This window comes from Coleofasciculus sp. FACHB-712 (genome assembly GCF_014695635.1).
Classification (GTDB): domain Bacteria; phylum Cyanobacteriota; class Cyanobacteriia; order Cyanobacteriales; family FACHB-T130; genus FACHB-T130.
Map to the genome: position 1 here is coordinate 1 of NZ_JACJOQ010000586.1, position 11,130 is coordinate 11,130.

Genomic DNA, 11,130 nt, shown 5'->3' on the forward strand with positions numbered 1-11,130 from the left:
GCCGAGTTGCTGACAAAGACCCCCACGACGCCCTTCGGGCTTGTAATACTGACAATACCGGCAGGCAGAAGTTACAGTATTTAAGGTCTTCATGGGAGTCCTCTTTAGGAGAAGTTTTATCTATGCTTTATATTAAAATTCTCTATTAACGGTTGTAGAGTTTGGAATGTTGGAATCTATATTCCCCGTCTATGTTCTAGCGATCCCCAAGTACAAATACTGATTTAGATTTTCTTTAGCTTTGTGTAATAGACAGACACATGAAACATTAAAAAGGGACACATCTATCTATAGTAAGTAATCTCGTGAACAATACCATTTTTTAACAAAACCCTATGGGGATCAAGACAAACCTTAGGCGTATCCGTTTCAGAAAAGACTAAATTTAGCTCATTTATTCAGTCGTTTATCTCTTGATTTAAATGACAAACTTTGCATTGCTCGACTAAATTGAGATTTTTGCCTCTAAAATTCTTTGAGTCAGCCTTAGTAAGCAATTAAAATCATTACATTCCCTGTAACTACTTAGGAAGTAAGGATGTCAGCATACGGGCGAAGCAATCGGGAAATAGTATTGATGCCATAAATTCAGGGCATTAGTGGCATACAAGCTTCGCCTGAGAAGACTTTTGTACAGAAGGCTACGCAGGCGTCCAAGTTACAAGATGTAACGGAGAGGAAACTGGCATCTGTAACATACGATACAAAACAACTTCACATTCCGGTCTGAATTAGGAACTAAGCAGATAGACCTAAATAAATTCAAGCGATGCAGATGATTTGTGGGGTTTGAGGGGTGCCACCAGAGAAAGCAAGCGTTGCCCGCGACCTAGTACCAATCGCTGTTTCGGCTTAATGGCACCGAATCTACTGAAAGCTAGCCTTTCCATTGCCTGACAGCACACAGGGCACACACAGCCCAGCGCTGGAGTTCTCCTGGAGGGGTGGGACACTGGCACTGGGGACAAAGCGGTGAATGTTGCGATCGCTCCCGCACACCCTCCGCCCAATGTTGAAAAGCTTGGTGGGGTTCTTTCAGTTGTGCCTTCTGGTTCAACGACGGTGAAGATGTCCCCTCAACAACTCGACTGGGATGCTCTTTCCATGCCACCGATTGTTCCTGTGCATACCAGGAACGATTAGAACCAGGCTTCTTCTGCCACTGAGCCGTCGAAAAGCGAATATCAACCAAATTGCTACCTAGATGGGCATTCAACTTTTGCAGGATTCGCTGACGCTCAAAAGTCAGCGTTTGTGCCCAAGCAGCACTGGATGTAGCAACCGACAAAACGCCCCTCGATATGGAAATCGGTCGCGTTTGAGCCTGCACCGCCACTCCCACCACCGAAGGCCAACACTTGAGTAACCGCTGAAATTCTTGGCTAGCCTGCCACGCCGCCTGATTTTCGATAGCCCCTAAGATATGATGAAGAGATTTAAAAGACATCCAACAAATCCCCAGCTAAATGGCAGAACGATCGATCCTCTTGCTCGATCGTACTCAAAACCAAGACAGCAGATTCGGGTTACGGTTGCCTTCAAGCAGAAAACAACGTGTAATAAAGAGATCCGTCAGCTCTCCAAGATTCGTCAGTAGCTAAAGCTATGAGTCAAGGTCATTCGGTTGAGTCTTCTACTCGCCCCTCCCCCGCCCAGTCCATCAATCCAGCCTTGCAGGCAGCTCTGGGCAGTCTCGACGTGCAGTTAGAAGAAGAATTATCTCGATACCGACGCGAACGAGGGGGACGTGGGGCGTCGCCTGCCCCCCGCATGAATCACGATCGGGTTCGCAACAAACCTATCGACTTAATTTCCGTGAGTGCTACGGGAGGCAGGAATCAATCACCCGCCCCAGCAAAGCCTCCCGCATCCCCACCGCCACCGCAACCGCCGCCAGCCAGCCCACCACAGGCAGCAAATCTGGAAGGCAAGGGAGTTGAGACAACGATCCAGAATGAAACAGGGTATACACCGCCCGCACCCGCGCCATCTTTTGACTTATCGGCTCCTGGAGCGGAACTAGCGACCTTCGCCACGCCGCCCCAGGAGCCAGCTTGGCATCCAGAACCAGCAGCAGAGCCACCGGAGTTTGTCAATCCAACTTCAACGCACGTCCCTCCCAATGACTATCTGGAATCTTCCGAACAACTTCTGCGAAGTTTGGTGGAAGAAGAGGCGTCAGCTCCTCGTCGCTCAGAACGCAGTTTTCTGGATAGCCTGCTGACTCCACTAGGAGTTGGTTCCTTGTTGTTGTTGCTATTTTCAACTGCCACCTTGGGCTATTTGGTGACGAATCCTGGCAGCCTCAGTTTTCTAGGTTTAGATCGCTTCCAGGAGTCAGGCACTCCCACCGTTGCTCAAAATCCAACGGCAACAACTCCAACGGCAACAACTCCAACGGCAACAACTCCAACCACCAATGCCCCAGCATCTGGAGCTGCGCCAAGTGGCCCAAACCTGGCGACTGACGAGTTTGTGGACGTAAATTTGGATACCTTAAGCACTTTGCCATCTTCCAGTCCAGCTTCAAGAGCCAATGTGGCAGGCTTACCCAAAACCCAAGTAGCGGTGCCAACAATTTCCCCGCTACCCAGTTCACCTGCCCCCGCAAACTCCTCATCTGGGCAATCTGGCTCGGTGCCGCTTCCAGGGCTGCCGCCAGCCGCAACAGTGCCCCTTACACCCGCCAGCCCTCTCCCAGGATTGCCGCAACGCCCCGCCTCTGGACAACCGAGTATACAACCGAGTGTGAAACCCTCCCCGACTGCGGCAACTCCTGCGCCGAATCCAGAGGGCTTCTATTATGTGTTTGTAAAATACAATGGCGAAAGCTCCTTGCAACAGGCGCGAAAGGTTGTTCCCGATGCCTATTTATCGCCAGAAGGCACTCAAATTTATCTCGGTGCATTCAAGAAAGAATCTCAGGCTCAAACATTGGTAAAAGAGCTTCAGACACAGGGGATTTCTGCGGCGGTCGATCAGCCTTAAGCTGGAGGTGGTTGAGTTGGAAAGTAACCTAGCATTCTGTTAACGTTGCTACTGGGACTGCGATGCCCTAAGAGGGCGACTGCTTTTAGGGGTTCGCTGCCGTGTTCGCGATCGAGTGACCGCGCTCCACTGAACCCGTGCGTTGTGAATGGAGAACTGACATGGGATTGATCGACCGCATCTTGCGAGTAATTCGAGCCAACATCAACAGTCTGATTGGACAAGCGGAAGATCCAGAAAAAATCCTGGAAGAAACGGTTATGGAAATGCAGGAGAATTTGATTCAACTGCGGCAGGCGGTGGCTCAAGCGATCGCTACCCAAAAACGGACTGAGCGACAATGCAACCAAGCGCAGTCTACCTCTCAAGAATGGTACAATCGCGCCCAACTAGCACTGCAAAAAGGTGATGAAAACTTAGCCCGCCAAGCCCTCACCAAGCGCAAATCCTATCAGGAAACAGCAGAAGCAATGCAGGCGCAGATCGAGCAACAAAATCAAGTCGTCGGTAGGCTCAAGCAAGATATGCGATCGCTAGAGAGCAAAATCTCGGAAGCCAAGACGAAAAAAGATATGTACATCGTTCGCGCTCGTTCGGCTCAAGCATCTGCGAAAATTAATGAGATGTTAGGTGGTGTTAACACTGCCAGTTCTCTGACCGCCTTCGAGCGCATGGAAGAAAAAGTCTTGCAACTAGAAGCGCAGTCAGAAGCGATCGCTGAACTCGGAAGCGATGACCTGCAAAAGAAATTTCTCTCCCTGGAAGATGCTGGGGATATTGATACCGAATTAGCTACCATGAAAGCTCAGCTGAGCCAAGGCACTGAAGCACCGCAACTGCCGTCTAGTCAGCAGGCACTTGACCCTAGCCAAGATGCCGAATTACAAAAAATTCGCTCCCAACTGGAAAGTTCTTGATCTGGAAACTACCGCTTTGGACTAGAAGTTTCTAGACTAGGAAGAAAAGTGTTGGGTCTTTAACGATTCCTGAAGGTTGCCCAAGTCACTCTTGCCTAGCGCCCTAGACTAGAAATGGTGTTTGAGGCAATTGCCGACTACTGCACCGATGGAAAACCTGACCTCCTAAATTGAACTTGCTCAAGGCTACTTTCAAAGCCTGGAAATACCTACATTAGTACACGCCAAGAGGATAAACAGCGTCATGGGATTATTCGATCGCATTAGCCGAGTCGTCCGAGCCAATCTTAACGATGTGGTCAGCAAAGCTGAAGACCCAGAAAAAATTCTGGAGCAGTCCATCATCGATATGCAGGAAGACCTGGTGCAGTTGCGTCAGGCTGTTGCTAGATCCATTGCCACCCAAAAACGAACTCAGCAACAATACAACCAAGCCCAAACCGAAGCGAACAACTGGCAAAACCGCGCCCAGTTGGCTCTGCAAAAAGGCGATGAAAATCTCGCTAGAGAAGCACTGGTACGCAAGAAGACAAACGCTGACACTGCCGCTACCCTGAAAACTAGCTTGGATGGGCAAACCACTCAGGTAGACACCCTCAAGCGCAACTTGATTGCCTTGGAAAGTAAAATTTCCGAAGCCAAGACCAAGAAAGATATGCTCAAGGCACGGGCACAAGCTGCTAAGGCTCAGGAGCAGCTACAAAACACCGTGGGACGCTTGGGAACCAGCACCGCAATGGGTGCATTCGAGCGCATGGAAGAAAAAGTTTTGGAACTAGAAGCCCGTTCCACAGCAGCAGCCGAGCTTACTGGCAATAATTTAGATCAGCAATTTGCCATGCTCGAATCCGGCAACGATGTTGATGACGAATTAGCAGCAATGAAAGCGCAGTTGACTGGTTCTTCCACCACCCAAGCGCAACTACCGGCAGGAAACCCAACCACTTCCTCTACCCCTAAATCTAATTCCGCAGTTGATAACGAATTAGAAGACCTGAAAAGGCAATTGGATAACCTATAGATTCCTGCACTTTTCGATAACTTATCTACGAATCAAAACTTTGATAGACCGCTCTGCATTCATCTGACACTCGTTGGCGATGGGATTAAGAGGGTCTATCTTGCCATAACTGGCTGACTTAAGGAAAACTGTATTGACGCAAGCAGCCTGAAAATAAATTTCCAGCTTAAAGCTAAAGCTTCCTTTAGCTTCCTAGTAAGCGTTTGAACCCGTTTAGATAGGTTTTGGGTTTTAGCCAAAACTTTAGTTTAGGGCTGAAGTTAGCAAAATTTCTCTGAAGTTTAGTGCTATTTAACACAGATAAGTTTCGCACGTTCAGAAGCGTTGCTAGTTGAAGATTTTAGGATAAATTTTCGCTTGCTGGCGTAGGTTTTAGCGAAAGCGAGCAACATTGATGCCAAAGGGGTAAGGATTGGTGATTCCGAGCGTGCCTAGGTCGATTATTAAACTTTGAAAAAGTCGTGAATCAACGGTTATTAATTAGACATAAGTTTGCTTGAAAAACAAAGTTTTAACTACTTAAAATAAGAAAACATAGATAAATTGCCCGGATTAAAACTATAAATAAAGCTTTTATACTCATCAAGTGCGATCGCAAATTTCCTTGATGTACCCCCATTCCCAACGAACCGCCTGAGGTACTGTATTACAATCAATAAGGCGTAAACCTTGATTGCTTTCCTGCCCACTAGCAACGGTTTTGAATACCGTGTTAAGTAGGTGAAGCAATAATATAAATGTCAATCGGGGGTGACATGAGCAGCACAATCTCAATTAATGATGCAGACTTTGAAACAGAAGTCCTGAAAGCCACTCAGCCAGTATTAGTGTACTTCTGGGCGTCTTGGTGCGGCCCTTGCCGCCTCGTATCGCCAGTCGTGCAAGCCGCTGCGGAAACTTATGGCGATCGCCTCAAGGTCGTGAAAATGGAAAGCGACCCCAATCCCGAATCTGTGGCAAAGTACAAAGTAGAAGGTCTTCCAGCTCTCAGGCTGTTTAAGGACAGTGAGGTGATTGAATCTTATGAGGGAGCGATTGGGAAGCAGAAATTAATGAGTATCCTGGAAACTCACCTGTAAACAGTCAGTAGTCATTAGTCATTGGTTATCGCTCGGTGAGAGACAAAAAACACCGGACAACAGACTAAGGGCTAAGGACTAAAGACTAAGGACTAAAGACTAAATATGCAGTTCGCCAAGCGTTTACAACCCTTGCAAACCAATGTGTTTGCCGATATGGATCGGGCTAAGGCAAAAGCCAGGACGGCGGGACAAAATATCATCGATCTATCGCTGGGTTCCTCCGATTTACCAGCCTCGGATCGTGTTATCGACGCGATCGCCCAATCTTTATCTGACCCCAAAACCCACGGCTATTTGCTGTTTCACGGCACTCAAGCTTTTCGCCAAGCTGCCGCTTGCTGGTACACCCAGAAATACGGGATTCCGGTTGACCCGGAAACCGAAGTGCTGACCCTGATTGGTTCCCAGGAAGGCACCGCTCATTTACCCTTAGCAGTGCTGAATCCAGGGGATTTTGCCTTACTGCTTGACCCTGGTTATCCATCCCATGCTGGGGGAGTTTACCTAGCTGGTGGTCAAATTTACCCAATGCCACTACGGGCAGAAAATGGGTTTTTGCCAGTGTTTGAGGAGATCCCCTTGCCGGTTTTGGCTCAGTCACGGATGATGGTACTGAGCTATCCTCACAACCCCACAACTGCGATCGCGCCCCTATCTTTTTTCCAGACAGCGGTTGATTTTTGCCAGCGTCATAATCTAGTGCTGGTTCACGATTTTCCCTACGCCGACCTGGTATTTGAAGACGTTGCGGTTCCCTCAATCTTACAAGCCGACCCTGAAAAAAGCGTCTCGATTGAGTTTTTTACTTTATCGAAGTCTTACAACATGGGCGGCTTTCGCATCGGCTACGCGATTGGGAATGCAAATCTGATCCGCGCCTTGCGCCAGGTGAAAGCGGCAGTTGATTTCAACCAATACCAAGGAATTTTGAATGGAGCGATCGCAGCCCTAAGTGGCTCTCAAGAGGGTGTTAAAGCGGCAGTTGAAATCTTCCGCCAACGCCGGGATGCCTTTGTCAAAGCGCTTCACAGAATTGGCTGGGAGGTTCCTACCCCATCTGCCACCATGTATGTTTGGGCTAAATTGCCAGAACCGTGGGCACAGGACTCCATCAACTTTTGTACCTATTTGGTAGAAACCACTGGCGTTGCTGCCTCACCCGGTGCCGGTTTTGGTAAATCTGGAGAAGGATATGTACGGTTTGCGCTGGTACACGATCCAGAAGTATTAGAAATGGCGGTTGAAAAGATATCCCCGGTCATGTCTAAGTGAGAATACCAGCGCTCGCTGCCTAAAAGGGCTGCAAGTCTTATCTTGCGTGTGCCAAGTAAATAGTCAAATCAAATGCACAAGGACTGATTAGCTTCGCCTCAAAAAGAGAGTGGAGCTATTTTTTCTGCAATCAACATAACCGTAAATCTACGATCAGTTCACTAACTTATCCGTAAATTTCTCGGAATAAGAAACAACTGGAAGCGCAAAAACCAGTTAGAAGCAGTAAGTTTTTAGACATTTAATACCACCTAGATTCAAATAGATGCTTTGCTGTCAGCAGTCAGCCGTAGGAGAAAGCGGTTGCCACTAACGTATAGATGCGAGCGATCGCCTCTGTAACAACTAATGAGAGGCAATGTCCCTAAAGGTTAGGCAGGTTAAATGCCCCATAGCTTAAAACTCATGGAAACTACTCTTGACAGAATTCATATTTTGGATAACCTTCCTATTTCTAGGTTTAGGTCTCCTATTACTGTGTATTACTACGGTCAGTATACGGGGAAATAAAATTGTTTTTTGCCTTCAATCTTTTACTCAAACTTTACTAAAAATCATCAAAAGTTTACCGAGTAAAACTAGTTATTTGACTATATTAGATAGAGACAAGCAAATAACAAAAAGCAGGCTAAAAAGACGGGCGCTTGATTGTTGTCCCTGCTTATTTGGAACTGTTAACCCCGATCGAAAACTGACCGCGCCCTAGCTACTGTGCGCGTTATCAAGCAAAACTCATCTAGACAGACAACTTGTGGAGACACACAAAATGACAGGTACTATCAAGAAAATTTTGCTCAGCGCTTCAGTGTTGGCAAGCCTCAGTGCGATCGCTAGCGCCCCAGCATCCGCTGCATCCATCAAAAATGCTACCGTTACTGGAGCAGCACCCTATCTAACCTACGACGCCGACGCTACAAACACGTTCCAGGTAAACAATACCCCCGGCACTTGGGTTAATGAGCAAAAAGTTCTAGGCGGAAATAGCGCTAATCCAACTGGAAACATCGAGCTATTTTCCAATAGTGAAACCCTGAGCAACTCCGCATACACAAGCTACACCGGCGTCTCCAGCTTACAAGGCACCATCGGTGGTAAGAGCATTACCCTCAGCAGCCTCACCGCAGCGGACTGGAATACCGATGTTGGTGGCACAACTTTGGCTCAGAAATGGTTGAATGATTTAATCGTTGCCAACAATCTCAGTCCCTTACTGGGAGCAAATACCCAAACTGAAATTTTGGATGCTTTTGTAGCAGGTGGGGGACTTCAGAGATTTAGCGACCCGAATCTCTCCTACGTCAACCAGGACAATGATGGTACTATCCGCGTTGGGTTGGCTGGTCACCTGAATGGGGCATCTTTGATTCAACAGTCACTTCAACCTACCCAAGCTAAGATCCAGAGTGGCTACAATACACTGGTACAAACTCGCACTCAGGCACAAACGGCACTAAATACAGCAACAATCTCACTTCCTAAGCTGAAAACGACACTCAATGATCTGAATATTCAATTAAACAAGGCCACCACAAGTACTCAAAAAACTCTGATCCAGAATGAGATCAAAAAAGTGAACGGTCTAATTAGTGACGCTAACACTGCCATCGCTACATTACCTGGAACAATTAAGACATTAGATGCCCAAATATTAGGTGTCTCAGCTAAATTAGACCCGCTGACCGCTTTTATCAACAATACCAATCTAGTCATCCAAGCTAGTGAAATCGTTAAGGTTGCCTATAATGGTGGCCCAGCTCAATACCTTTACAGCTTTAGCGCCACAAACTCTGGGCTAGTTGAAAAAGGCGATGGTATCTCTCATAGCGGTAACTATGAAGTCACGCTCAAAGGCGAAGTTCCTCCTTCAGAATCAGTTCCCGAACCCTCAGCCATGCTGGGTCTACTCGGTGTAGGTAGTTTCTTTGCCGTCAAGCGTAAGATGCTGAAAAAAGCCTAAATTGTGCAGTCACTGCGGTTTTACATAAAAAACTAGCAGTGTCAATAGTCAGCTAAAAATCGTAAATTTAATCGGCACCGTCAAGAGAAAGAGACGGGCCGATTTTTTCTTTATACAAACATCACAGTAAATTTACGGTATCTTTACCAACTTCTCCGTAAATACCACTAAATTATGACAGTTGTAGTAAAAAATAGACAGACATATCTGAGGGTGCCAAGAAGTCCAGTACCACCTGAAGCTCAAAACCGACAACACGCTTGATAATCCGGTTGGGGTGGCTGTACGAAAGCACAATCCTAGAACTGATGGAGACACCAAAATGTTAGGAAATGTAAAGTTATCAATCGCTACTGCGGGAGCAGCACTTGTCACTTTGGGCACAATTGGTATGGCTCCTGTTGAGGCAGCCCAATTGACAAAACTCGATTACTCTGGGAAGGTCAGTGGCACTGTTTCCTTGTTCGGGGATTTCACCGTGGATGTAGACAAGAGCTACGTTATCGATAATCTCAGCGGTAGGCTGCAAGATGCAGGAGATTCAGAACTAACCGTCGATCATCCTTTCAGTTATTTAGGAGATTATTTTGGTAGTTACCTCAGTAATAATGGTTCCATCAATTCTTTTAGCGGTTTTGGCTCCATCTTTAAGGGTTTAAGCTATAGTCCGGACGATCTTCTTTCTACGTTTAATTTCTCTTACAACAAGATTACCGATATCTTGACTGTAAAAGGCTATGAGTTCGATAAGATTAAAGTGTGCCTGAGTGGTACCTGTAATATTTCTGGTGAAGGTTTGGCGTTAGGTTCTGTGTCAAGCCCTATTTTTGGAAAAGTCCCTGTTAAAGCATCTGTAAATTTCAAGGTTTCCCAGACAGCAACGCCCCTCGACGTACCCGAACCTTCCGCATTGTTAGGTTTAATTGGTTTGGCTGGGTTCTTTGCTGCTAAGCGCAAGTTGCAGAAAGCAGCATAAATTTTGCACCTTCCACAGTCTTAGCCTAAAAAAGTAGGGAGCTATCTGCTCCCTTTTTTTGTTGCAATTTAAGCGTTGTTGCAATCCGGAATGGCACCTCATCCCTTACCGTAAACAGTGAGGAAGAAATTCTATTTTTCCTTCGCTTCTTTTAGGCATTTTTCCAGGTGATACCATTTCACCAATTGCCTCAAATAGATACTTCTGAGATGCAGGAACCCCCTCAATCCCCCGTTCACGAAGCAAGGCAAGATTCACTCTCCCCGTACCCTCTTTAATCTCCCCGTTTTTCGGAGCCAAGACAAGGAAGAATTCTGATTCACGGGGATTAGAGTAGGGTTCTCAATGATAAATAATGTTTTTAAAAACGAGATGCACCCGAAGACAGTGTCCCTAGAATCCTTGCTCTTGGAGCTTCTGGAGCATTGTGGGAACGAAACAGCTAACTTGTTGAGGAGTCTAGTTTGAACAACTGAGGGATGAAAAGATGCTTTTCAGGAGTCACTCGTCTTGTACTATGCCCCGCTTAATCTAAAGAGTTTGTTTACCCTAGAGACGCCATTAATGACCTCTGGAACAAATCATCAAAATTGTCTTGCCAGAGTACTCGCCTATCTGAATTCATTCCGACTTTGCTGGGAGTGCCATACATTGCAACGCTGCTGAAAGTTTTTCAGGCATTAGGAATTCCCTTAGCCAGAGATACACTAAGCCATGCTGAGAGGATCAGTATCCTGCTAATACCCCAGCACGTCAATTTTTAAGTTCGCCTAAACCTGAACTTCACTCCAATGGCACTGATATCGCTCTTCTGTCACTCTAGGCAGCAGAAAATAGGAAATCTTGCATTTGTAGGGGGATAGGAACTGCACCGTGAAAGTAATTCATAAGCGCAATCAAGCGTGAAAATCCCAAAG

At 46.7% G+C, this 11,130-nt stretch carries 8 protein-coding genes; 7 read left to right on the forward strand and 1 reads right to left on the reverse strand.

All coding sequences use genetic code 11. From position 1 onward, the window contains the following. Nucleotides 1–877: 877 nt before the first annotated feature. Nucleotides 878–1,447, reverse strand: a complete 570-nt coding sequence (locus H6F50_RS21375; RefSeq protein WP_190414932.1) for a DciA family protein — start codon at nucleotides 1,445–1,447, stop codon at nucleotides 878–880. Nucleotides 1,448–1,605: 158 nt separating this feature from the next. Between H6F50_RS21375 and H6F50_RS21380 the strand changes: the two genes are divergently transcribed. The 7 genes from H6F50_RS21380 to H6F50_RS21410 all read left to right on the forward strand — a co-directional run bounded on the left by H6F50_RS21380 (nucleotide 1,606) and on the right by H6F50_RS21410 (nucleotide 10,213). Beyond that, a complete protein-coding gene (locus H6F50_RS21380) occupies nucleotides 1,606–2,988 on the forward strand; it encodes an SPOR domain-containing protein (protein ID WP_190430262.1) in 1,383 nt (460 codons plus the stop codon). A gap of 161 nt (nucleotides 2,989–3,149) precedes the next feature. After that, nucleotides 3,150–3,905, forward strand: coding sequence for a PspA/IM30 family protein (locus tag H6F50_RS21385; RefSeq protein ID WP_190414930.1), 756 nt, complete (start codon nucleotides 3,150–3,152; stop codon nucleotides 3,903–3,905). A 244-nt stretch (nucleotides 3,906–4,149) separates the two neighbouring features. Next, nucleotides 4,150–4,926, forward strand: coding sequence for a PspA/IM30 family protein (locus tag H6F50_RS21390; protein ID WP_190430263.1), 777 nt, complete (start codon nucleotides 4,150–4,152; stop codon nucleotides 4,924–4,926). A 755-nt stretch (nucleotides 4,927–5,681) separates the two neighbouring features. Then, on the forward strand, nucleotides 5,682–6,005 hold the full coding sequence (locus H6F50_RS21395) for a thioredoxin family protein (protein ID WP_190414928.1): 324 nt from the start codon (nucleotides 5,682–5,684) through the stop codon (nucleotides 6,003–6,005). Between the two features lie 105 nt (nucleotides 6,006–6,110). After that, nucleotides 6,111–7,280 carry an LL-diaminopimelate aminotransferase gene (locus H6F50_RS21400; RefSeq protein ID WP_190430264.1) on the forward strand — a complete coding sequence of 390 codons (1,170 nt, stop codon included), beginning with the start codon at nucleotides 6,111–6,113 and terminating at the stop codon, nucleotides 7,278–7,280. Between the two features lie 766 nt (nucleotides 7,281–8,046). After that, a complete protein-coding gene (locus tag H6F50_RS21405) occupies nucleotides 8,047–9,237 on the forward strand; it encodes an NF038130 family PEP-CTERM protein (RefSeq protein WP_190430265.1) in 1,191 nt (396 codons plus the stop codon). 322 nt (nucleotides 9,238–9,559) lie between these two features. Continuing rightward, nucleotides 9,560–10,213, forward strand: a complete 654-nt coding sequence (locus tag H6F50_RS21410; protein WP_190430266.1) for a PEP-CTERM sorting domain-containing protein — start codon at nucleotides 9,560–9,562, stop codon at nucleotides 10,211–10,213. Nucleotides 10,214–11,130 lie beyond the last annotated feature (917 nt).

Bases quoted from the DNA above. Each gene is read 5' to 3' on its own strand.
- H6F50_RS21410 (WP_190430266.1), top strand. From the start codon at position 9,560: ATGTTAGGAAATGTAAAGTTATCAATCGCTACTGCGGGAGCAGCACTT.
- H6F50_RS21405 (WP_190430265.1), top strand. From the start codon at position 8,047: ATGACAGGTACTATCAAGAAAATTTTGCTCAGCGCTTCAGTGTTGGCA.
- H6F50_RS21375 (WP_190414932.1), bottom strand. From the start codon at position 1,447: ATGTCTTTTAAATCTCTTCATCATATCTTAGGGGCTATCGAAAATCAG.
- H6F50_RS21400 (WP_190430264.1), top strand. From the start codon at position 6,111: ATGCAGTTCGCCAAGCGTTTACAACCCTTGCAAACCAATGTGTTTGCC.
- H6F50_RS21395 (WP_190414928.1), top strand. From the start codon at position 5,682: ATGAGCAGCACAATCTCAATTAATGATGCAGACTTTGAAACAGAAGTC.
- H6F50_RS21390 (WP_190430263.1), top strand. From the start codon at position 4,150: ATGGGATTATTCGATCGCATTAGCCGAGTCGTCCGAGCCAATCTTAAC.
- H6F50_RS21380 (WP_190430262.1), top strand. From the start codon at position 1,606: ATGAGTCAAGGTCATTCGGTTGAGTCTTCTACTCGCCCCTCCCCCGCC.
- H6F50_RS21385 (WP_190414930.1), top strand. From the start codon at position 3,150: ATGGGATTGATCGACCGCATCTTGCGAGTAATTCGAGCCAACATCAAC.